Consider the following 22,856-nt stretch of genomic DNA (forward strand, 5'->3'; position numbering starts at 1 on the left):
AATTGAATTATTCATCTTTTTGCATTAATAGTTTGTCTTATCCAAGTTAAGAAATTGTCTGGATTTTAGTGCGTTTAACTTTAAAATTGTCAGGCAGGAGTCATTGTCATTTGGTAGAATTTCAAGTCCTGGCAAATGGTAGCATAACCTGGACTGAGTAGGATCCCTTTGATTCTATTTGTTAGTGCGAACTAGAGCACTTTCTTTATTAAATACTTTTATCAAAATGTAGATGCAAATTGATACTATGATTATTGAACCGATTATTGATAGAATTAGATTAGTTAATCCACCGTAAATTTTAACCAATGAGTCATTCACTAAAGCATTAACATCGACGAAGTATTTAAATAGAAATCCGCTTAAGTTAGCCGATGCATGAATTATTATAGATGGTAATACACTTCTGGTTTTGAAATATATCCAGCCCGAGAAAGTTCCAATAATCAGGCCATTTATAAATGACCAAGGATTCAAATGGGCTAATCCAAATAGCAAACTGGAAATCAGAATAGCAGTGAGCGGAGAGTATCTTTTTAATAATCCATCCAAAATGATACCTCTAAATAATAACTCCTCCAAAATCGGGGCAGCAATTACTAAAAGCAGAAATGCAAAAATCCCAGTCTGACTTCCGAAATCCATGATTGATTTTTTAAAACTTTCTGGCATAGGAATTATATTTCCTATCGGATCTGCAATTCCAAAAAGCAAGACCACTGATCCAATAATAATGAATGGCAGTATTCGTAGGTTATCAATTTTCAGATTAAATGAATTGCTGTTTGTTAATTTCTTTCTAATAAGATATGCAATGCTCAGAGGAATTCCGACAATTAAAACTTCACTTAAAAGCATTAAGGCTTCTTTCCCAATTAATCCGTCAAGACCTGAAGTTAGTTTAATTGTAAATACCAGCATTAACACATTAAAAGCTGTAATCCCGATACTTTGAGAAATGTTTGGGAAGTATTTGTTTTGACTTGTTTCAGAACCTCCAGTAATACTCCTAAGTATTTTAGGAATCAGAATTAGTCCTAATAATACAATTCCAAAAAGTATAAAATAAGTCCCGAATTTTATATGAGAGATAGTTAAAAAAACACCTATTGCAAATGTGATAACTCCTATTAGAAGAAACAGTTTTTCTGGTTTGTTTGAATTCATAACACTTCTCTAATTTTTAATAAACATAATCCCGGAATAATAGTAATTTCTCACTTTACCTTTACTTATTAAAAAGCTAATTGTAATAGGATATAAGATATTTATCAAATAAAACAATCCGGTTAAATATAAGAAAATCATACCGTTACTCCAATGCTGGACTCTAAAAATGGTGAACAACAAAAGGAGAATATTGCAAACTAAAGTCCAGAGGATTTGAAAGTTTAATAAATTAATCCCTTGTTCGTCTAAGGAAACAATCTTATCACGTTTCTTGCGCCAGAGAATCAATGGAAGAATAACATTCCCAACAGGAAGTATCATAAAAGTTAAAACAGACAAATGGAATAATTTAATGAATCTTAGATCTTCTATCTTATTATAGTCAATAATATCTTCGATTTTTACACCTAATGCTAGGCAAAGATTTTTCAGGGTATTTCCGTGTGGTACTGTAGCACCCTTTTCAATGCGTTGTAAAGTCCTTAAATTAATCTTGGATAAATCAGAAAGCTCTACTTGGGAAAGTCCTTTTCGTTTTCTGATCTCAAATATTTTATCCCCAATTGGATTCATTATTTTGAATCTTTATGAATTTTAAATCAAAGCTACATTTAAATTTTTCATTGATGTTAATGATTCTATATGACATTTTTACGGCATTTGTCTCTGGTTGTTGCTTTTTTAAATCTGGAGTCAAAACAGTAAATAAGGTATTAGGCTTGAATGTGAGCCTATTGCTGAGGTTTTTGCACAGTCCCGGTAAATGGGCATGATTTCAGTGTCACAATAAATTTGTCAAGATGTTAGAATCCCGGCAAATGATACGAAGTGGTCACGGTACGATAAAACTGTCACGACGGCGATGCAAAAACCATTACTCAATAGTCTTGATTGTCTGTCTTGAGGAACTGTCTTTGATATAGGATTTGTCACGGTATACAAATTTAAATGTAAAAAAGGATTTGGAGTTATAGTGCGTTTGGAGTGTCAATTTGGGGTCAGGCAGGAATCGCAAATGCACTATAACGGCCCGCTGGTATGGGCAGTAAGCGTTGGTGGCGCAGCCCGCCGATGTGTCATGCTATACTTTAGCCGATAAACTGTCCCGGCGGCAAGCCACCATGGCGCAATTTTTGCCAGTCCCGGCGAATGATAATTTGTCCCTGCATTACGGATTTGTCCAGAGCCGGAAAAGAGTTGGCAGATGAGTGAGAAGTTAATCGTCATGGCGAAATTGTCACGGTGGCGAGCAAAAATTGTGACAAGCTTATTGCCTATACCAGCGTTGTTAGCATTTGTGCTTATTTTAAAACTGTCTCGAAGAAGAGAATTTGTCACGATATATGAAATCTGTCAAGGTTCCCAATCCTGAATTACGTGCAGGATTTGTCATGGTGCTGTTATATTGTTAACAGCAAATGCAGTGCAGTTAAAAGTTAGAACCTTTATTTATGGTTAGTTGTAGATTAAAGTTTAATTTCAAGTCCTATTTTTATATGAGACTCGAGAAAATCATTAGTCCCGATATGGAGGTTAAATGGTATTATCTCATAGGAGATTCGCTTGTTTGGAGAACTAAACCTAAGTCCGCCACCAATATATCCGGCAAAATGAAAATTACTTATATACTGTGAAGATATGGTTCCTACATAATCCGGGTCAGTTTTGCCTCCAGTCCCAAGTAGACCTCTTGTATTGTTGATTAGTCCTCCCATACCAATGACTAAAGATGCTTTTTTACCTTTTAATAAGTCATAGGATAAAATTGTTTCAAGATTGGTAGAGTTAAAGTACTCATCTCTGGCATCCATAACAACCTTGGAACTATATTGTCCAAAACTAAAATTTGGATTTATTCTGAATCTACCATTCCAAATTTCTTTTTGAAATCCGGCAGAATAGGTGATCCCCAGTCCATCAGTTCTGTTTCCAATTGAAATACCGATTCCTGTCCTGAATTTGATGCTGATCTTGGAAGAGTCTTGACAGTATGCATTCAGAGTCAGTGTCAACAAGATGAGATAAGTTAGATAGAGGGTTTTAATAGTTGTTAAATGTCTTTGAATCATTTAGATCAGGCTATTTTTTGGAACAAATGGTTGAATTATCATAAACTATTGACATACTATTCAAAACTAAAAAAATTAATCATATATTTCAAGTCCACTCTATTCTGTTATTTGTTCTAATTGTTAGCAGTACAATAATTTTTGTAGTACCGGAATAATTGCAGAAAGTGTCTTGTCAGGGTTATAGATTTTATTTTTTCTGAAATATAGGAAATGCTAATCCAGCTGAAAATGAAAGAATGCTTGACTTCACATTAATGCTTGGCCAATCACCATTGAAATTTAGAGAGTTGATTGATTGTCCAACATCAGCTGAATACCAACTTAGCTTTGTAATCAAATCAAATTTGTCTGTCAGGTAAATTTGTAATCCCATCGAAGCATCGAATCCTAACTTGATTTTGGAATTGTCTTTATAACTTTTTGTCACAACCTCTCCGGATTGGTAATTTGTCGTGGTTAAGAATGCACTTGAAAATGAAGAATATCCATTTAATCCCGTTGTAATGAATAGGTTTAAATTGTCGTTTAGAGGAAATGAAACTTTTGGATAGAAACTTATTGAAGGAATCCCTGATGAAATTTCCATTTCTTTCTCCATTGTCACGGTAGTTCCGATTTTGTCAAATGTTGAAGCATGGTAATTAACAATATTAATGTAAGGAGATATTCCAAATGAAAAGTGTTTCGATACCAAGATCTCAAATTGATACTCAACAGTCACACCTGGATTAAATACTTCTGGTTCTTCAAATGCAAGATTAACACCTCCAAGTATTGAGTGTTGGAATTTTTGGGAATAAGTATTTTGGAAGTTTAAGAGTCCTAAGATAATAGGAAAACTAATTGCTAAGAATTTACGGTACATAAGAGTCATGAATATGGAATCTTGTTAAAGTGGTTTTATAAAACGGACTAAGTGATAAAATGTTTTGTCGGGATTTAAAATCCTGACTATCGGTAGAGAATATGCTCTTAGCTGTTAGCATTTGTGCGATCTGTCAAAGGTTACGTAACTGTCACACTATAAGTAAATTGTCCCGGTAGGAGCGGAACGCGGCATAAATGCTAACGGCTCGGTGGTATAGGTAGTTGCCGTCTGTGTCGGGGTTGGCATGTGTTTTTGCACAGTCCCGATAGATGAGCAGGATTTGGATGTCACGATAAAGTGGTCCAGATGAGTGTGTCCCGATAAGTGAGCAGGGTTTGTCACGGTATGATAAAATTGTCACGATGGCGATGCAAAAACCATGACAACAGCGCGAAGGCCAGCAGCCCCTTTGGCTTTGTCACGGTAGCAGGATTAGTCATGGTAGCAAAAACTTAATAAGTAGGTGTAAATTACGGTGATAGACATTGGGTTGATTACGGATTAGTCCGGGCTGCTGAAGGCAATTACCTATACCATCCGGGTTAGCATTTGTGCCTAAATTAAAACTGTCCAGATGCGAGGATTTGTCACGATAAGTGAAATTTGTCAAAGTTCTAAGTCCAGACAAATAGGCAGGATTTGTCAAGGTAGTGTTATTTTGTTAACAGTAGGTGTGTGGTTGGGTTTTGTAAAACTTAATTTGGTTGCTCTTTTGAATCGTCGTATTTTTTTGATTTGGAGTCTTAAATAATAACTATTAGAATTGCAAAAAGGAAACATAAAAATCCTATGATTAAAGTGAAAATAGCGCCATAATAATTGAGTTTCATTTGATTAATTATAGATTCATTTTGCTCTGCTTTTAATAGTTGTTTATACTTTTTAAGGTCAGTAATGAAGAATAAAAACAATGATGAATAAATACCTTCCTTTTTAAGCTTTTGAACAATATTGAATTGAAAAGGAACACTAATCATCCCTATTACAGCCATTATTATCATTAGGGTAATAAGTACTTTATCCATGATTCTGTTCGTATTTACTCAATGTTTTTTATTTATTTTTCTTGAATTGTCAAAACAAGGTGTTAGAATCCGCATAGGTTCAAATTTACTAAGAATTTTGAATATTGGTTGTCATGGAGAATTCGCCTTTTAGGTTAGCATTTGTGCGATCTGTCAAAGGTTACGTAACTGTCACACTATAAGTAAATTGTCCCGGTAATGGCGGCAGCCGCATAAATGCTAACGGCTCGGTGGTTGCGGTAGTAAACGTTGGTGGCGCCGTCCGCCGTTACGTGTCCTAGTACTTTAGGCAGGATTAGTCCCGGCGGACAAGCCACCATGGCGCATTTTTTGCCAGTCCCGGCGAACGATAAAGTTGTCACGGTAAACGGATTTGTCAAGAGCCGGAAAAAACGGATTTGGCAGATAAGTGATAAGTTCTGTGTCACGATAAAATTGTCACGGTGGCGCGCAAAAAATGTGACAAGTTTATTACCCCAACCATCCGGGTTATGGGCAGTAGTTATTTTTTCTCTCTATTAAAGGTCCTGATAGATAAGTAGTATTTGTCATGGTACGAAAATAATATAGATGGTAGAATACCTTATACGACTCTGATTTAAAGTTTCGCTAATTTGTTCTTAATTTGTTAGAAACTTATGTTGGATAATAGCAACACCACCACTTTGATCATTCAGAACTACAATATATTGAATATAGTCAACATCCAATTTATAGACTTTAGTGTATGAATCAAATTGTTTTATCAATGTTGATGATGGTGGATTGGTGACTTCTGGTCCGGAAGCAGCTGGTTCTGTTTTGCAAGAGACAATTAAGAAGATTGCAGAACAGATAATAACACCCAAAAACAAACCCAGGTAAAATCTTACATTTTTCATAGTTTTAAGTATTTGTTTGGAATATGATTAAAGATCGAATTCTTAAAGTTAAATACGATTTGTCATTATGCAATCAAGGTAGATGGCGAAAATTCAAATGTCATAATAAAATGGTCACGATTAGAGAATCCTGATAGAGAAAACGAAATTGTCACGTCAATGATAATTGGTCCAGATAGTCCGTTATAGGCTAGTGGCGCTGAGAGATAAATTTGTCAAGGTAAAACGAATCTGTCACGCTGACGAATTTGTCTAGGTAACCGCAACTGAATCAGCGCTATTGCCCATAACTCGTATATATGATTATAAAAATTGCTTGTTTTATGCTATTTAGAGGTGGATAGATGTATGTTTTATTTATATAATTGTGAGAGTAGGAAGGTACAATCCTTAGCATTTAAAAGTTATTGTATCCGGATTCTGTCTTGTATCAAAAATTCTTAAAATATCTATCTGGGTTTTGCTGTCAGTGTAGAACAAAGAATTATGTTTCGTCAAAACACACTTTCTTATTTTTTCCTTCTTAAAAATTACAGGAAATTGCCTTGGATTTTTTAAAATCTGCTTGATTGAGTCATCTGTCAAATCAATAAAATGATTTGAAACTCTTCTGTCCCAATTATTGTTAAGGTATTCAAGTATATTGTCAAAATCACTTACTGATAAAGGTGACCATACAATCTTTTTAGACATTATTGTATTTCTTACGGTACATTTCAAGTACTTCCTTATTGGAAATTCCTTTTCCTGCTTTTATTTCTGCGATTGCTTTAAATATTCCATCCTTCTGGTTCTCTGATAAATTATCCCATTCATCAGTATCTTTTTGCCCATTGATATAATTTGTAAGAATACCGTAGATTTCCTCAAGTTTTCTTTTTTCAAGAACATCAATCTGGCGGAAAAGCCGTATTTTTAAATCAGAAACAGTCATGTATTTATATTTTTTCAAAGATAATAAAAAGAGATCTGATTGCCTCAGGAATGGATTATAGACAAAGTTGATTTTTGATCACCATAGATTGTCTCTTCTAAAATTGTTTTTTTGAATCTGGGCTTAATAAATTTTTCACGACAGATATCTACCTCTATACCTAACTTATTATGAAAAAAGTCTTTAATCTGTAACTTCAAGTCATGAAGATCTTGTGTATTTTCTTCAAATTCCACCAGCAAATCAATATCGCTTTCTGGATTCTGTTCTCCACGGGCATAAGACCCAAAGATCCCAATCCGGATAATGTGGAATTGTTCCCGAAACAGTTGTTTGTTTTCGGTAATAAAATCTAATATCTGTTCTCTGCTTTTCATTTCATTACAAAAATACAAAATTCATTTGTATTATATTATTCAATATCAAGAACTACCCTGATGTTATCCTTTACAACCTTATGAAGCTCCTTCGGTAGCTCTCCAACCTTGCTCAACAGCCTCCTCTTATCTATCGCCCTTATCTGATCAATCATAATATCAGATTCTTCCTTAAGATTTGCAGTCCCTTTCTTAAGATGAACCCTTAATATCTCACCCTCTTTTTATGAAAATGCAAAGTGCAAAGTGTAAATAGCAAAGATCAATGGTATTTAACCCTTCATCAGATTTCATGTTATTTGATTTTTGCTTTAGCTGTTACAATGGACTTGGCAGTTATATTTGATAATTCCTTCGACTCATCATTTAGAATTTTCAAAATTTCATCTTCGGAGTGTATCAACTTTGCTGAAATTATAAGTTTTACCCAAAAGTGAGATTCCCGAAGTTCCTTTAACACAATCTGCATTTTGTAAACAAAATCCGCCTTGCTCTCTGCTGCCCTTGCTTCTTCAAAATTTGCCCCGGAAGATGTTCCTGAACGAAAAAGCTGACCATAAATATGCCTCCCGGAATAAGTTTTGTATAATTGCTTCTCAAGTTTCATTATCCCAACAATAAAACCCATAAACCTCTCCGACATCCTTTCTGGAAAACTATCCATAACTAATTAATTTTTAATTTCTTCCTTTTCATTTTTCATTTTGCACTTTGCACTTTGCACTTTGCATTTTGCATTTTTCACTTTTCACTTTTCACTTTTCACTTTCTCATATATCCATATCCTCAATCGGACTCCTAATCGCAAACAGATTCCTCCTGCTTACATGCGTATAGATCTCAGTTGTCCTGGTGCTCTTATGCCCGAGCAGTTCCTGTATGTACCTGATATCTAATCCGCTCTCGTGCAGATGGGTGGCGTAACTGTGCCTCAGACTGTGAACTCCTACTTCCTTCTGTATCCCGGCTCTTTTAAGCGACTGCTTAAACACCGAATATACACTCTCAACAGAATACTTTCCTCCTGTCTGCCCTTCAAAAAGATAGACTTTGGGATGATAGGTCTTTATATATCCTGCTATCTTCTCCCAGATCTTGGCCGCTATCGGAACCATTCGGTCTACATTTCCCTTACCTTCCCTGATATTCAAAATACCTCTTTCCATATCCAGATCACTTAGTTTTATATTTATTACTTCACTTCTCCGTAACCCGCAGGAGTATATTAGCCACAGCATCAGCTTGTGCTTGTTGTTCCTCGTGGCATCAAAGATCTTCACCACTTCTTCCTTCGAAAAGACTTTTGGCAATGCCCGGCTGCGGCGCGGACGGCTTAATGAATCGGGCGATACTCTTCGCCCTCCCGATACATAGTAATTAAGTTTTATTGCCGATATCATAATGTTCTGATATGAAGCAGAATAACCAAGTCTTAGAATGTAATCATCAATAAATTCACTGATATCTTCGCTGGTGATCTCATCAATGTCTCTGTTGTGAAAATACCTGAAGAACAGTTCCAGACTTGCTATGTACGACTCAACTGTCCGTTTGCTGTACCTGTTTTCATCAAGATATCTGCGAAGTAATTCAACTCTCTTTTCTGCCTCAGTACTTAACGGCCTGCTTCTTACATCAGTTCCCTTTTCTTCCCGTTTCTCCTTTAGCTCAGCAGGAATGATCCCCTTCTTTACAATCACTTCAACACCTCTCGATGAAAAATAGTCGGAGAGTGAGTCAACAGCAAGCTGCGACCATTTTAGTTTAAATTCTTTTCTCGTTCCGTCATAAAACACCCTTCCATATCCGTTCAGTTCCTTTATCCATTCCCTGTCATATCTTCCGGTAAATTTTATTATCAGCGCCCCGTTCGATTCTCCAATTGTGAAAAGTACAGCATCATACCCGTCCTTTCTTTTTTCCACTCCCTGGGTTTCATCAGGCAAAGGATATTCATCGGTTAACTGATCTTCATCTTCCTTTACAGGAATAGAAGCCTGTTTTTCAGACTTATTCTTACTATCTGATGACGCAATCTCTGAGATATCAATATCAGCAAAATCGCGGAAAGCAGAGAGTATTTGCTTCAGAGTAAGCTCATTGTCAGGTGCGTGCCAGCACATGTGTGTCTGACTCCATTTCACATTCTTTACAGACCTTACAAGTTCCGTAAGCTTCTGATCATATTTGAAAACAATGGCATACCTCCATTCATTACGATGGAAAATCCGTTTCAGGAAAATCTTTGGTTTCATAGCAGCGAAAAGTATTTAGCACGAAAAACTGAGAATTAAAGATACTAATTTCTATGGATTATTCAATTGACCGAAGACCGAAGACGGAAGACGGAAGACGGAAGACCGAAGACCGAAGAAATACTCAGGGCTCAGTTGGTCTGTCTCTCCGCTTTACGCTCTACGCTCTTTGCTTGGGAGTTTCAGAACCCCTTAAGCTTCATATAGACTGTTGGAATTAATAATAGGAAACCAATGACAACCAGAATAATAATAAGCGGAAGTACCCACCTGACCCATTTATCGTAAGGTATTTTAGCCACGCTTAGAACACCAAGCAGGACTCCGGAAGTAGGGGTGAGCATGTTTGTAAAACCATCACCAAACTGAAAAGCCATTACTGTGGCCTGCCTCGATACTCCTATGAGGTCTGAGAATTGCGACATCATCGGCATTGTGAGTGCGGCCTTCGCAGAACCCGATGGCATAACAAGATTGATTAGGTTCTGAACGACATACATCATACTAACCGATGCCATCTTTCCCATGCCCGAGATTGATTCGGAGAGTTTAAATAACAGTGTGTCAATGATATTGCCGTTGTTCAGAATAATAATGATGCCGCCTGCCAGTCCTACAATAATCGCAGCCGACTGTATATCTTTTACTCCGTCGAGAAAGAGTTTTGTTATCTTATTTGGATTGTAATTCATTGCAATACCTGTCACGAGTCCCATTGCAAAGAATAGTGTTGCAATTTCCATAATATACCAGCTGTAACCCATTACTCCGGCAATAAGCACAAGTATTGTAAAAAGAAGGATCTGAATTATGAAAAAATGGACTGATTTTCTTAGTGAAAAAATACCGGTGATTCCGAATAAAGCAGTTAAAACAGGGAAGACGGGGAGGGGAACTGTGCTTTCTCCAATCCCAAGGTTTGTCAATGGGAATTGCCATGAGAATATTCCCATTACAACCAATACGATTAAAAAGATTATCCATGCAGATAACGGAGTGTTGTAAGAGATCTCAAAGGAGCTGCCTTCTTGTTTGTCGCGCCAGTACTTATCATCCTCGGCTACAAGCGATTTTGAAGGATTTTTTTTCACAGATCGCGCATACCTGAGGATGAAAGCGAATCCGGCCAGGTTTATTATTACCCAGCAGAACATCCTGTATTCAATGCCCGAAAAAAGAGGAAGATTTGATAATCCCTGGGCAATGCCAATTGTAAATGGATTCAATATAGCGCCAGCAAATCCTAATGCCGCAGCAACAAAGCATAACGATACACCAACTATAGAGTCGTAACCCATCGATATGGCAAGCGGAACAAAAATCACAACGAATGCAATTGTCTCTTCACTCATGCCGAATACAGCCCCGAAAATGCTGAACATAAGCATTATAAGAATGAATATAATATTGTCAGCCCCCAGCTTAGCAATAATAACATTGTGTTCAATCCGCTTGCTGAACCTCAGAAACGACTGAATCGCCACATCTATCGCTTTGCTCTCGTTCATAATCCAGAATGCTCCGCCGATAATAAGAATGAAAACAATTATATCTGCTTTATCTACAAAGCCATCGAATAGCGCCGAAAACACCTGCCATGTCTGAGGATTATTTCCTGTATAATGAAACGATCCGGGTATCACTACATTACGATCAATGCCGTTTACTGTAATGATATGCCTGTCAAATAATCCCCCGGGAACTATCCAGGTGAGAATGGCACAGATCACAACTATTGAGAAAACAATAACGTAGGTGTGTGGGATCTTTTTTAGCATAACGATCATTTTATTGAAGTAAATATATGAAAAGATTGGCTACCGGCTTGCGGTGTGAGGCAGCCGGAAAAGAATATTTTAAAACGGTTTATTATACTTCGTAAATAATTTGCAACCTTTGTAGTCAGACAACATAATAACTCAATAACCAATAACTTAATTACAATGAATCTGAAATTCAGAACAACTCCTCAGGAGAGCGATATACAAAGTGTAAGAGAGATAATTGAATCAACAAAATTCTTCTACGATCATGAAGTTGAGATAGCAGTCGACCTTGTTAAGGAACGTCTTGAACTGGGAGAGTCAACAGGCTACTTTTTTGTTTTTGCCGAAGCCGATGGAGTTACTGTTGCATATTCATGCTTCGGACCAATATTAATGTCTGATACAAGTTTTGATCTTTACTGGATCTGTACAAATAATGCTTATCGCGGTAAGGGAATAGGTAAGAAGCTAATGGAGCAGACTGAAATCCATGCCAGGGAAATGGGATGCAAAATCCTTATTGCTGAAACATCTGGTTTGCCTCATTACGAACCAACCAGAGCCTTCTATATCAAAACAAATTTTGACCTCGAAGCCAAACTGAAAGACTTCTATAAAATGGGGGATGATAAGTTGTTTTATACTAAGAGGATAGGATGAAAATTGGGTGCGGGGTACTGGGTGCTGGGTGCTAGGTGCTGGGTGCTAGGTGATGTTCACAATAGCTGGTGCTATAAGCTTTGGGGATAAATGAGGAACTGAATATATAAGTTTCCCCTCCTTTTGAAGGAGGGGTGGTCGGGATGATTGATTATCATACATATACAGTATTCTGTTTCCCGACCGGGGTGGTTGATTATTTGATTTATTCTTACCTTTTTTGGGTATGAAAAACCAAAACATTTCTAACAGTAAAAGTCTTAATTTCTACAGATCAGCACTTAGCACCAGGTCTACTTCTGCAATCAACCACCCCGGCTGGTATCAGCATTTGTTTCATAATTAAAAAGTGGTCCAGCCACCCCTCCTTCAAAAGGAGGGGAAATGTATCAAGCATATATTCAATACCTTACATTTTGTTTTCAACTAAACTCTACACAATTTTACTCTACCTAACACCTTAAATTGACGACTGCTTCCTGCTCCCAGTTCTTTGCACCAATTAGTTAGCTAATTTGATTTCTACCGCTGCATTCTTCAGCCCTTTTGACATAGCCTTAACAGTGAACGCCCCGGTTGCTCCCTTATCGGCTTTCACAATAACAAGACACATGCCATTATAAGCTTTTCTGTAGTTGGCCTGGAAAGGATCGTGACTTGTGGCATCGCCGTTATCAACTGCAACTATCTTACCCGGACCCTCAATTGAGAAATTTACAAGGTTGCTGCTGCGTGGTACAAGAAGTTTATTTTTGTCTTCTATGCGTACAGTTATATAGATGAGATCAACGCCATCCGGACGAACCGCTGGCCTGTCAGCCGACATCGAAAGCATTGAAGCTTTTTCAGTTGTCCGCATAACATCCTCAGCCCATTTCACACCGTTTTTATAAGCAATAACTTTCAACTCACCGGGCTGATAGACAACATCATCCCATCTCAGTCTGTATTCATACTGACCTTTCTTTTTCTTTCCAAGAGATTTTCCGTTCAGGAATAGTTCAGCCTCATCGCCAGATGTATAAACATGTACCGGTGTAACCTGTCCTTTTCTTTCAGGCCAGTTCCAGTGAGGCAGAATATGTGCCATTGGCATTTCGGGTCTCCATTTCGACTGATACAGATAAAAACGGTCTTTCTTAAATCCTGCAAGATCAAGGATCCCGAAGTAGCTGCTGCGCGATGGTATTTCAGTCACACCATTATCATCGAGCATCTTCTTCGTTTCTTCAAACCTCCTTGAGGTTGGGCCCTGACCGGTAAGATCACCTGAGTAGGGAGTAGGCTCGCCAAGATAATCGAAGCCTGTCCAGACAAATTCCCCGAATACCCCCGGGTACTTATCCTGCATTTCCCATTGCTGGTCGGGTGTAGATGCCCATGCCGGATATGCCAGATCATATGATGAGACCTGGAATACACCTTTTCCGGGAAGATTATTGTTGAGGTTGCCCTGAACAACCGGGAAGAAGTATTCCCCTCTTGAACTGACAGTTGAAGCAGATTCTGAAGAGTGGAACGGTAGATTTGCATTATCCTTCAAAGCAAAAAATGCATCATATCTGTAAAGGCGGTAGTTGATCCCGAATACATCAAGTGTTTTCTGGAAACCGTTTGTGCCCGATTCATCCCAGTTGCAGCCTACAGTTACCGGACGGGTATTATCCTCCGATTTGATAATATTCTTAAGACTCTCCGACAGGGCAGGATTATTCTGGTCGCCCACCTCGTTTCCGGAGCTGTACATAAATACCGATGGATGATTTCTGTCGCGGCGTACCATTGCTCTCAGATCCTCATCGTGCCATGAATAGAACAGAAGATTATAATCTTTCCGTTTTTTTGGTGTCTTCCATGTATCGAAAGCCTCAACCTGTACAAGCATACCCATCTTATCGCAAAGGTCTAGGAGCTCAGGTGCCGGAGGATTATGACTCGTCCTGATGGCATTGCCGCCCATCTCTTTCAGAATCTCAATCTGCCTCTCTGCAGCCCGCACATTGAATGCAGCTCCCAGGGCACCCAGATCGTGGTGATTACAAACACCTTTTATTTCAACTTTCTTACCGTTAAGAAGAAATCCGTCACGGGCTGTGAAATTCAGCGTCCTGAAACCGAAATTGGTTTCATACCTGTCAAGAATCACCGAACCTTTTGAAACAGTAACTTCAACGCAGTACAGTTCAGGATTCTCAAGATCCCACAGAACAGGCTGTTTAACAGGAATATCGAGTCTGAAAATATGATCTTTCGATGAAGTTATAGTAGCATTTGCAGTTGTTGACACTGCAACAGGAGTTGCTATCCGATCAAATCTGTTATCTAGTTTATAAACAGTTGCTTTCAGAGTGACAGGTACTGCTTCAGTACTGTGACTCTCAACCTCTGCACTTACGCTGAGCACGGCTGACTCTTTCTTTATTTCCGGAGTAGTGGCGAATAGTCCGTTATGCGAAATATGTACCTGTGAAGTTTTTACAAGCCATACATTCCTGTAAATTCCGGCACCCGGATACCATCTCGAATCCCAGCTTTTTGTGTCGAGCCGTACAGCAATTATGTTTTCTTTTCCTGCTAAAATATATGGAGTAAGATCGAGTCTGAAAGAAGTATAGCCGTACGGCCATTCCCCGACATATTTTCCGTTCAGCCACACCTTAGCATAGGCCATGGCTCCGTCGAAATCGATATATATTCTCTTATCCTTATCATTTTCACTTATATTGAAATGTTTTCTGTACCAGCCAATCCCTTTCCATGGTAATAATCCTGTATTGTTCTCCAGCGAATCATTGAAGGGACCCTCAATAGCCCAGTCGTGGGGCAGATCGAGCGACCTCCAGCCGTTATCATTTACAGCAGGCATCTGCAGGTCGGCGGGTTCTTTATCAGTTGCAGCCGCTTCATTAAATGCATTAAAATATTTTGTGAATTTCCATCCGTCGTTAAACGATTCACGCGACCGAGGCGAATCCTGTGCAAGTAATGTCACACTAAAACAAAGTGTTACAAATGCTGTCATCATAACCAGTAAAAGTTGCTTTTTCATATGTTCGGGAGTTATAAATTTTGACTAAAATAAGCAAATGGAGGGGAATTAAAGCGGTGAATTATCATTATTCTAATCCTGCAAAATCTATCAGTGGCTGTTTCCCTGTGGAAGGTCGTGTAAAGATCTGATCCATATTGGTTTTATCGCTGAAGAAACCGCAGTTACGGAGGAAAAACATGCCATTTTCAGAACCGCCTGAATAGTCAATCCGCGATTCTTTCCTTGCAGTTGCATCTGCTGTGAATTTAACGCCGGTAAGTTCGAACCATTTACCTTCCCTGTCCTGTATCCACTGATTTGAATAATAACCCTTTCTTTCGAGCGGACCTGTATCAGGCATGAAGTTTTCGAGGAAGGAGTAAAGACTCTTCAGGTAGTTGTTTGTTTTTGGACGGCGGAAACTTGCTATCAGTTCCCATTTACCTGTTTCAGGTGCAAAAAAGTATGCAGTATAATCGGTTGAATTATTAACAGATGGCTCTCCCTTCAGCAGGAATCGATATGTATTACCTGCTTTCCAGAAATACTTTCGGTAACTCTGTCCTCCGGAGCCTTCGTTTCCAAACTCTTTGGTTATTACATCAGCGCCTTTTTTGAGCAGGATTATCTTGTATTCATCAGGGATCTCGCCCGGATTATCTGTTTTATAAGGACTCCACACAGAGAAAAGGATCCTTCTTTCTGTTTCAGAGTTGCATTGTATACCGAAGTAGCCGTCAGCAAATCCGTTGGCCATAAAGTATGAACCTATTACATCATTGCCTTCCGGAATGGTAATTTCATTATAAAACCAGACAATGTCGGAAGCTGTAGCAGGGATCTCATATCTTAGGTGTACAGATGGTCCGCGCCGGCCGAAATAGAAATCATCCTTTACAAAATATACTTTGCCTTCAGTTGCCTGGCCGCTTATGATGAAATCTGTGATCTCTGCAAATGCAGATCCCTGCTTGCTGATGCCCTGCAATTCAATCCAGTGGTATCCGGATTTGTCTATCCTGAAAGTGCCGACAGGAATTGTATCAAATGTTACATTCTTAATCTGAATTGATTTTATTTCACTGCCAAACCTTGCCTCAATCCCTGATGTTCCTGATGTCACCCTGGCACGTATCGAAATGCTTATCTCACCAGTCTGTTCAGTCCGGAAGTATGTCCTTATCCTTGCATTCCCGTCGTTCCAGCCGGTTATACCTTTGCCGGTTATAACATCTCCGCTTTTTGCCAGGTCATTTATTACCCAGCTGTTCCCGGCAGCAGGTATGGCAATTGCTTTGGTTTTATAAAGTGGTGATTCGCAGCCGTACGATGCAGTTGTTAAACACAGTAAAACACAGATATTAAAGTATATAGCGAATAGCCTCATTGTTAATTTTATTTAATTGGTCTATGGTAAAAATACAATAATATTCGAATTCATGGGATGAATTACATTTACGATTATAAGAGCTCGGAAATCAATGCATTTTAACAGAGAGGAAAATGATAATTCACGTGTATCCACTCCCAAACCAATCTCCGTCAACCTAAGTTTCGGGGATGAATGAGAAGCTTTGTAAAAAGGTTTCCCCTCCTTTTGAAGGAGGGGTGGCCGCAGTAAAATGCTTGTTTGTTTTTGCAAAGCTAATTTGCGGCTGGGGTGGTTGATTATTTATTCCTGTTTTCATCTTTTAGTATTCTGTGATATGCCCTTAGAATCAACCACCCCGGCCGGGATCAGCATTTGTGTGATTATTAAAAATTGGTCCGGCCACCCCTCCTTCAAAAGGAGGGGAAATTTATCCGGCATATTTTCAATACTTTATATTCTGTTGTGGCCTAGACTCTATCCCCTTTTCCATTCTTTCAGAGCCGGCTGGTCCGAAATTACAACCAAGCCCTTCGTGTCCTTTGTGTCCTTTGTGTCCTTTGTGAAATACCTTAGTGCCCTTTGTGGTAAATGGATTTATATTTCCTAATTTAGAAAAGTAAAATCCGTCATGAGATTTCAATATGCTTTACCCTTTCAATAATATGAAAAACTTCAACTTAGCCACAAAACCCATAAGGAATATCCTTTTGTTTGCAACCCAGATATTCATTGCCGCCAACCTGCTGCAATCCTGCACTGACGGAAAAACAAACTTTTCCGCCGGAAATCTGAAGTGCGAATATCTTATCAATCCGCTTGGAATCGATTCACCTAACCCAAGATTAACCTGGCAGATGACTGATGACCGGCAGGGGACTTTTCAGTACGCATATCAGATTCTTGTCTCTTCTGACGCCGCTGATATGAGCCGACTAAATGGAACCGTCTGGAATTCCGGGAAAATAAAATCCGCAAAGAATCTTGTATCATACCAGGGTAATCCCCTGAAGCCCTTTACAAGGTATTACTGGAGAGTGATTCTTTGGGACCAGAAAGGCAGGAAGTCTGTTGCTTCAAAAACCGCCTTCTTCGAAACAGGAATGATAGATAAAATGAACTGGAAAGGTTCCTGGATAAGCGATTCACGTGACGAGAAAATCAAACCTGCTCCCTACTTCCGTAAAAGTTTTAATGTAACAAAAAAGATAGTCTCTGCCAGGCAGTACATTGCTGTTGCCGGATTATATGAACTCTATATTAATGGTAATAAGATCGGTAACCATGTGCTCGATCCTGCATATACGCGTTTCGACCGGCGGACTCTCTACCTTACTCATGATGTCACTTCTTATCTGCAACAGGGTGAGAATGTTATAGGGGTGATCCTGGGTAATGGCTGGTACAATCACCAGTCTACGGCTGTCTGGTATTTCGATGAAGCCCCGTGGCGTTCACGTCCTAAGTTCTGCACCGATCTGAGAATTACTTATGATGATGGTTCCACAGAGACCATCACTAGCGGGACCGACTGGAAAACCTCCCTGGGTCCAATAATATTTAACAGCATTTACACTGCTGAACACTACGATGCGCGTCTAGAACAGCCGGGCTGGGACAAAACCGGTTTTAATGATTCCAAATGGGCCAGACCAATCCTGGTTGCGGCACCTTCTTCAAATATTGTCTCTCAGGTTATGCAGCCGATCCGTCAGGTTGAAGAAATACCTGCCGCCTCGGTAAACATGATCAATAAGCTTACAGCTGTTTACGACCTTGGACGCAATATTGCCGGGGTATCGAAATTAAAGGTAAGCGGTCCGGGAGGAACTGTTATCAGGCTGAAACATTCCGAGCGTCTTTATCCCGATGGACGTGCAGACCAGTCGAACATCGATGTGCACTACCGTCCAACCGACGATAAAGATCCTTTCCAGACAGATATATTTATTCTGAAAGGAGAGGGGGAGGAGACATTCATGGCACGCTTCGGGTATAAGGGATTTCAGTATGTCGAAGTTACTTCTGATAAGCCTTTAAACCTTACAAAAGAGAGTCTTACAGGATACTTTATGCATAGTGATGTGCCTGTTTCAGGTTCAATAGAGTCTTCAAATCCTGTTATTGATAAGATCTGGAGAGCTACTAATAATTCATACCTGTCGAACCTGTATGCTTATCCGACCGATTGTCCGCAGCGCGAAAAGAACGGATGGACCGGGGATGCGCATATCGCGAGTGAGACCGGATTGTATAACTTCGACGGGATAACGGTATATGAGAAATGGCTTGCCGACCATGACGATGAACAGCAACCTAACGGAGTACTTCCTGCCATAATCCCGACAAGCGGCTGGGGCTACCACTGGGCTAACGGTCCCGACTGGACCAGCACTATAGCAATAATACCCTGGAACATTTACCTCTTCTATGGCGATTCATATCTTCTGGAGAAGTATTATGATAATATCAAAAGGTATGTCGATCATATAACAGAGATTAGTCCGGAAGGCCTGACTGACTGGGGACTTGGAGACTGGATCCCGATAAAATCAAGAGCATCCAGAGAATTGACCTCCTCTGTTTATTATTATGCTGATGCAGTCATATTAGCTAAGGCAGCAAAACTTCTGGGAAAAAATGAAGATCTGGCCAAATATGATTCACTCTCATTTAAGATCAGAAATGCTATCAATAACAAATTTCTCGATACAGATAAGGGAGTTTATGCCAGCGGATTACAGACAGAGTTGAGCTCACCTCTTTTCTGGGGCGTCGTTCCTGACGATTTGAAGCAGAAGGTAGCCGACAGGCTTGCTGAGAAAGTTAAGGAGGATGGAAACAAGCTTGATGTTGGTCTGCTTGGTACCAAAACTATTCTGAATGCACTTAGCGAGAATGGTTATCCGGATCTTGCATATAAGCTTGCCTCGCAGGAAACATTCCCTTCATGGGGCTGGTGGATTGTAAACGGAGCAACAACACTTTACGAAAACTGGCCGCTCGATACCAAATCAGATATCTCTATGAATCACATTATGTTTGGTGAGATAGGAGCGTGGCTGTATAAGTCACCGGGCGGCATCTACCCTGATGAGATGAATCCCGGTTTCAAAAATGTGATCCTGAAGCCATGTTTCGTCGAAGGTCTTGACCATTTTTCCGCAACACATAATGGTCCTTTTGGTAATATCGTATCCTCGTGGAAAAGAGCTGATAAGGGAATTGAATACGATGTTGAAATACCTGCCAACAGCACTGCAACAATTATGCTAAAAGGAACTGATATAACACTTGATGGTAAGAAACTATCTGAACATAAAGACCTGAAAGTGACTCAAGATAATGATGTTCATACATTAAATCTTGGTTCAGGCAAATGGAATTTTGTGATTTTGTAGGCTAACTCCTTCCCCCCTGGGGGAAGGTTGGGAAGGGGGTAATTCGAATAATAATACAAAATATTAAAGATGAAGAATTTATATAGATGGAATATATACTTTACAGCAAGTATTGTTATTTTATTAACAGCATCCCTTAACGCCCAGACTGTCAAATTCACCCGCCAGGATACGCTAAGGGGTTCAGTTACACCCGAAAGAGCATGGTGGGATCTGATCTATTACCATCTCGATATAAAAGTAAATCCCTCAGACAGCACAATAAAAGGCACTAATACAGTTACTTATAAGGTTGTCAGTCCTCATGGCAAAATGCAGATCGATCTTCAGGAACCAATGAAACTGAATACAGCAACTTTAAACGACAGGCAGCTGAAATTCACAAGGGAGGGCAATGTTTACTGGATTGAAATTGACGGTAAGCAGCTTGCTGGAGAAATCTATTCTATTGTTCTGACCTATGGAGGGAAACCGCAGGTCTCAACAAGGCCTCCATGGACAGGAGGGATTACCTGGAAAAAAGACCGGAACGGGCTGCCTTTTATCGCTTCTGCCTGCCAGGGAGATGGCGCCAGCATGTGGTGGCCATGCAAAGATCATATGTACGATGAGCCCGACAGTATGCTGATCAGTGTAAATGTACCGGAAAACCTTATGGATGTGTCGAACGGAAGGCTTAGAAGTGTTGAGAATAAGACAGATAAAACAAAAACATTTAACTGGTTTGTTTCCAATCCGATAAACAACTACGGCGTGAATATTAACATCGGTGATTATGTACATTTTTCAGAGGTATATAAAGGTGAAAAGGGAGACCTTGATTGCGATTATTATGTGTTAAGAGATAACCTTGAAAAAGCGAAAGAACAATTCAAACAGGCTCCGATGATGCTGGCAGCTTTTGAACACTGGTTCGGCCCGTATCCGTTTTATGAGGATAGCTACAAGCTTGTTGAGGCACCTTACCTTGGCATGGAGCACCAGAGCTCGGTTACATATGGCAACGGATTCAAAAACGGTTATCTGGGTACTGATCTCAGCAAGACAGGCTGGGGACTGAAATTTGATTTTATAATAATTCATGAATCGGGTCATGAGTGGTTCGCCAACAGCATAACATACAGGGATATAGCCGATATGTGGGTGCATGAGAGTTTTACAAATTACTCTGAAAACCTGTATGTTGAATATCATTTCGGGAAGCAGGCAGGAAGTGAATACCTGATCGGCTCCAGAAAGAATATCCTGAACGACCGTCCCATAATTGGCATTTACGACGTTAATTATGAAGGCTCACATGATATGTATTATAAAGGAGGAAGCATGCTTCATACTATACGTCAGATCCTCAATGATGATGAAAAATGGAGGAGTATCCTGAGAGGGCTTAACAAAGACTTCTACCATCAGGTTGTCACAGGCGAGCAGATTGAAACGTACATGATTGAAAAGTCAGGGCTAAATCTGAAACCCATTTTTGATCAATACCTGCGCGATAAGAGGTTACCGGATTTTGAGTACTATATAAGAGGTAAAGATCTTATATACAGATACAATAACTGTATTGAAGGTTTTGAAATGCCTCTCAAGATCTTTGTCAACGGAACAGAAAAAAACATTACCCCGAAAACAACCTTCTCGGCAATCAGGCTAAAAGCCGGGATTGATGAGATCAAAGTTGATCCGGGGTATTATGTTAATCCTGTGAAGATTACAGCCCGCTGAAATCGGTCTTATCGAACAGCATTGATGGTGTCAGGTAAGTGCTGTAGGGGTATGGATCATTTCCAACCTCGGCAAGAGTATTCCAGAAATCATTCATATTTCCTGATATATTCATCTCATTAACAGGATGTACTATTTCACCTTTCTCAACCAGGAAACCCTCTATTCCATATGAAAAGTCGCCTGTTGATCCATTGCAGTTTCCTCCGTTAAAACCTGTAACAAGAACTCCCTTGCTGACTGATTTTACCAATCCGTTAAGATCTTTGTCTCCCGTTTTGAACACAATGTTTGAAGGATTCAAAGAGGTTGGCTTCAGATCGAGCTTACGCCCATAATAAGTCCCTATATAGTAGTTCTTCAGTATCCCGTTCTCAACAATTGTGCGCTTCTGGGCATTGAGACCTTCAGCATCGAAGTGCCTCGATCCCCATCCGGTGATCATTAAAGGATCATCCTCAATTGAAAGTATTTCGCTTGCAACTTTTGTATTTACTTTCCCTATGAGGAATGAGTTTTTCTGATACATTGATGATCCGAACATGGCAGAAATAAATGGTCCGATCAGATTCTGTACCACCAGTCTGTCGACAATCATCTGATATTTGCCCGAAGAGATCTTTTTTGGATCAAGCTTTCTTATCGTTCTTTCAAGAGCTGTCTTTCCTACACCAGTCTTGATCAATTTATCATAAAACACACTATACTCTCCCCAATAGTCTGAGGGTCTTCCCTTCTCTCCTTTTACAGAAACCGAAGCGGAAATACCTGCATAGCTTCCGGTATTCTCACCTTTGAACCCATTGCTTGTTACAAGAATATCACTGCCGACTGAATCATCATAACTTGTTGTTATAGAAATGATTCTCGGATCGGTACCATATATCTCGCTTTCAGCCTGACGGGCAAGATCAATTTTGGTTTTTGCATCGAGTGAGTTGATTGCAAGGTCTGAAGTCTTCAGATCTTCTCCTCCGCCTTTATAATATAGTTCAGCATCGGGCAGATACCGGAATTCATCTTCAGAGAGATAACGGGTTGCTGCAACAGCTCCCTCAACAAACTTCAGCAGTTCTTCTTTCTTAAGCAGGTTGGTTGAATGAGAGGAGTACTTTTTTTCTACATAAAGTGTAAGATTCAAGCCATTACTTATTGATTCCTGAAGCCTGTCGATCTTTTGTTCACGTATTTCGATGTGTCTGCTGGCACTGTCGTTTATTGCAACAGCAACCTGGTCGGCACCGCATTTTATTGCATGTTTTATAACCAGGTCAGCAATTTCATATTTTTCAGTTGTATTCATATCCTGATTTTTGTAATTA

At 39.5% G+C, this 22,856-nt stretch carries 19 protein-coding genes; 3 read left to right on the forward strand and 16 right to left on the reverse strand.

Features of this window, described 5'->3' with window-relative positions; genetic code table 11:
* Nucleotides 1-174 precede the first annotated feature (174 nt).
* The 13 genes from IPJ16_08975 to IPJ16_09035 all read right to left on the reverse strand — a co-directional run bounded on the left by IPJ16_08975 (nt 175) and on the right by IPJ16_09035 (nt 11,360).
* On the reverse strand, nt 175-1,167 hold the full coding sequence (locus tag IPJ16_08975) for a CPBP family intramembrane metalloprotease (GenBank protein MBK7627307.1): 993 nt from the start codon (nt 1,165-1,167) through the stop codon (nt 175-177).
* A gap of 9 nt (nt 1,168-1,176) precedes the next feature.
* Entirely contained in the window at nt 1,177-1,743 is a 567-nt protein-coding gene (locus tag IPJ16_08980; protein ID MBK7627308.1) for a helix-turn-helix domain-containing protein, read from the reverse strand.
* A gap of 893 nt (nt 1,744-2,636) precedes the next feature.
* Nucleotides 2,637-3,185: a hypothetical protein gene (locus IPJ16_08985; GenBank protein ID MBK7627309.1), complete on the reverse strand. Its 549-nt coding sequence runs from the start codon at nt 3,183-3,185 to the stop codon at nt 2,637-2,639.
* 244 nt (nt 3,186-3,429) lie between these two features.
* A complete protein-coding gene (locus IPJ16_08990; GenBank protein MBK7627310.1) occupies nt 3,430-4,107 on the reverse strand; it encodes a hypothetical protein in 678 nt (225 codons plus the stop codon).
* 746 nt (nt 4,108-4,853) lie between these two features.
* Entirely contained in the window at nt 4,854-5,135 is a 282-nt protein-coding gene (locus IPJ16_08995) for a hypothetical protein (protein MBK7627311.1), read from the reverse strand.
* A 620-nt stretch (nt 5,136-5,755) separates the two neighbouring features.
* Complete coding sequence (locus IPJ16_09000; protein ID MBK7627312.1) at nt 5,756-6,016, reverse strand: hypothetical protein; 261 nt, start codon at nt 6,014-6,016, stop codon at nt 5,756-5,758.
* A gap of 390 nt (nt 6,017-6,406) precedes the next feature.
* Complete coding sequence (locus tag IPJ16_09005) at nt 6,407-6,709, reverse strand: type II toxin-antitoxin system RelE/ParE family toxin (GenBank protein MBK7627313.1); 303 nt, start codon at nt 6,707-6,709, stop codon at nt 6,407-6,409.
* Nucleotides 6,702-6,950, reverse strand: coding sequence for a hypothetical protein (locus tag IPJ16_09010; GenBank protein ID MBK7627314.1), 249 nt, complete (start codon nt 6,948-6,950; stop codon nt 6,702-6,704). The genes IPJ16_09005 and IPJ16_09010 overlap by 8 nt, the downstream gene beginning before the upstream one ends.
* Nucleotides 6,951-6,994: 44 nt before the next feature.
* Complete coding sequence (locus IPJ16_09015; GenBank protein ID MBK7627315.1) at nt 6,995-7,327, reverse strand: nucleotidyltransferase family protein; 333 nt, start codon at nt 7,325-7,327, stop codon at nt 6,995-6,997.
* A 35-nt stretch (nt 7,328-7,362) separates the two neighbouring features.
* On the reverse strand, nt 7,363-7,539 hold the full coding sequence (locus IPJ16_09020; GenBank protein MBK7627316.1) for a type II toxin-antitoxin system PemK/MazF family toxin: 177 nt from the start codon (nt 7,537-7,539) through the stop codon (nt 7,363-7,365).
* Nucleotides 7,540-7,622: 83 nt separating this feature from the next.
* A complete protein-coding gene (locus tag IPJ16_09025) occupies nt 7,623-7,991 on the reverse strand; it encodes a four helix bundle protein (GenBank protein ID MBK7627317.1) in 369 nt (122 codons plus the stop codon).
* A 106-nt stretch (nt 7,992-8,097) separates the two neighbouring features.
* Nucleotides 8,098-9,582, reverse strand: coding sequence for a tyrosine-type recombinase/integrase (locus tag IPJ16_09030; protein ID MBK7627318.1), 1,485 nt, complete (start codon nt 9,580-9,582; stop codon nt 8,098-8,100).
* Between the two features lie 182 nt (nt 9,583-9,764).
* Nucleotides 9,765-11,360 (reverse strand): YfcC family protein, encoded by a 1,596-nt coding sequence (locus IPJ16_09035; GenBank protein ID MBK7627319.1) that lies wholly within the window; start codon nt 11,358-11,360, stop codon nt 9,765-9,767.
* Between the two features lie 165 nt (nt 11,361-11,525).
* Between IPJ16_09035 and IPJ16_09040 the strand changes: the two genes are divergently transcribed.
* Nucleotides 11,526-12,008: a GNAT family N-acetyltransferase gene (locus IPJ16_09040; protein ID MBK7627320.1), complete on the forward strand. Its 483-nt coding sequence runs from the start codon at nt 11,526-11,528 to the stop codon at nt 12,006-12,008.
* Between the two features lie 502 nt (nt 12,009-12,510).
* On the opposite strand, the gene IPJ16_09045 is transcribed toward IPJ16_09040, so the two are convergent.
* Both IPJ16_09045 and IPJ16_09050 read right to left on the reverse strand, forming a co-directional pair.
* A complete protein-coding gene (locus IPJ16_09045; GenBank protein MBK7627321.1) occupies nt 12,511-15,057 on the reverse strand; it encodes a DUF4982 domain-containing protein in 2,547 nt (848 codons plus the stop codon).
* Nucleotides 15,058-15,124: 67 nt separating this feature from the next.
* Nucleotides 15,125-16,426 carry a DUF3472 domain-containing protein gene (locus IPJ16_09050; GenBank protein ID MBK7627322.1) on the reverse strand — a complete coding sequence of 434 codons (1,302 nt, stop codon included), beginning with the start codon at nt 16,424-16,426 and terminating at the stop codon, nt 15,125-15,127.
* Between the two features lie 647 nt (nt 16,427-17,073).
* On the opposite strand from IPJ16_09050, the gene IPJ16_09055 reads away from it, so the two are divergent.
* Nucleotides 17,074-19,809 (forward strand): family 78 glycoside hydrolase catalytic domain, encoded by a 2,736-nt coding sequence (locus IPJ16_09055; protein MBK7627323.1) that lies wholly within the window; start codon nt 17,074-17,076, stop codon nt 19,807-19,809.
* Nucleotides 19,810-19,878: 69 nt separating this feature from the next.
* A complete protein-coding gene (locus IPJ16_09060; GenBank protein MBK7627324.1) occupies nt 19,879-21,534 on the forward strand; it encodes a M1 family metallopeptidase in 1,656 nt (551 codons plus the stop codon).
* Here IPJ16_09060 and IPJ16_09065 read toward each other — a convergent pair.
* Nucleotides 21,521-22,837 carry a TldD/PmbA family protein gene (locus IPJ16_09065; GenBank protein MBK7627325.1) on the reverse strand — a complete coding sequence of 439 codons (1,317 nt, stop codon included), beginning with the start codon at nt 22,835-22,837 and terminating at the stop codon, nt 21,521-21,523. The genes IPJ16_09060 and IPJ16_09065 overlap by 14 nt on opposite strands.
* Nucleotides 22,838-22,856: the final 19 nt, after the last annotated feature.

Source organism: Bacteroidales bacterium (assembly GCA_016709865.1).
In the GTDB taxonomy this organism is placed as follows: Bacteria; Bacteroidota; Bacteroidia; order Bacteroidales; family VadinHA17; genus LD21.

What these genes read in the sequence shown, in the direction of transcription:
- IPJ16_08995 (MBK7627311.1), bottom strand. Translation starts at nt 5,135, where the DNA reads ATGGATAAAGTACTTATTACCCTAATGATAATAATGGCTGTAATAGGG.
- IPJ16_09035 (MBK7627319.1), bottom strand. Translation starts at nt 11,360, where the DNA reads ATGCTAAAAAAGATCCCACACACCTACGTTATTGTTTTCTCAATAGTT.
- IPJ16_09005 (MBK7627313.1), bottom strand. Translation starts at nt 6,709, where the DNA reads ATGTCTAAAAAGATTGTATGGTCACCTTTATCAGTAAGTGATTTTGAC.
- IPJ16_08990 (MBK7627310.1), bottom strand. Translation starts at nt 4,107, where the DNA reads ATGTACCGTAAATTCTTAGCAATTAGTTTTCCTATTATCTTAGGACTC.
- IPJ16_09010 (MBK7627314.1), bottom strand. Translation starts at nt 6,950, where the DNA reads ATGACTGTTTCTGATTTAAAAATACGGCTTTTCCGCCAGATTGATGTT.
- IPJ16_09040 (MBK7627320.1), top strand. Translation starts at nt 11,526, where the DNA reads ATGAATCTGAAATTCAGAACAACTCCTCAGGAGAGCGATATACAAAGT.
- IPJ16_09030 (MBK7627318.1), bottom strand. Translation starts at nt 9,582, where the DNA reads ATGAAACCAAAGATTTTCCTGAAACGGATTTTCCATCGTAATGAATGG.
- IPJ16_09050 (MBK7627322.1), bottom strand. Translation starts at nt 16,426, where the DNA reads ATGAGGCTATTCGCTATATACTTTAATATCTGTGTTTTACTGTGTTTA.
- IPJ16_09045 (MBK7627321.1), bottom strand. Translation starts at nt 15,057, where the DNA reads ATGAAAAAGCAACTTTTACTGGTTATGATGACAGCATTTGTAACACTT.
- IPJ16_09065 (MBK7627325.1), bottom strand. Translation starts at nt 22,837, where the DNA reads ATGAATACAACTGAAAAATATGAAATTGCTGACCTGGTTATAAAACAT.
- IPJ16_09060 (MBK7627324.1), top strand. Translation starts at nt 19,879, where the DNA reads ATGAAGAATTTATATAGATGGAATATATACTTTACAGCAAGTATTGTT.
- IPJ16_09000 (MBK7627312.1), bottom strand. Translation starts at nt 6,016, where the DNA reads ATGAAAAATGTAAGATTTTACCTGGGTTTGTTTTTGGGTGTTATTATC.
- IPJ16_08980 (MBK7627308.1), bottom strand. Translation starts at nt 1,743, where the DNA reads ATGAATCCAATTGGGGATAAAATATTTGAGATCAGAAAACGAAAAGGA.
- IPJ16_09015 (MBK7627315.1), bottom strand. Translation starts at nt 7,327, where the DNA reads ATGAAAAGCAGAGAACAGATATTAGATTTTATTACCGAAAACAAACAA.
- IPJ16_09025 (MBK7627317.1), bottom strand. Translation starts at nt 7,991, where the DNA reads ATGGATAGTTTTCCAGAAAGGATGTCGGAGAGGTTTATGGGTTTTATT.
- IPJ16_08975 (MBK7627307.1), bottom strand. Translation starts at nt 1,167, where the DNA reads ATGAATTCAAACAAACCAGAAAAACTGTTTCTTCTAATAGGAGTTATC.
- IPJ16_09055 (MBK7627323.1), top strand. Translation starts at nt 17,074, where the DNA reads ATGAAAAACTTCAACTTAGCCACAAAACCCATAAGGAATATCCTTTTG.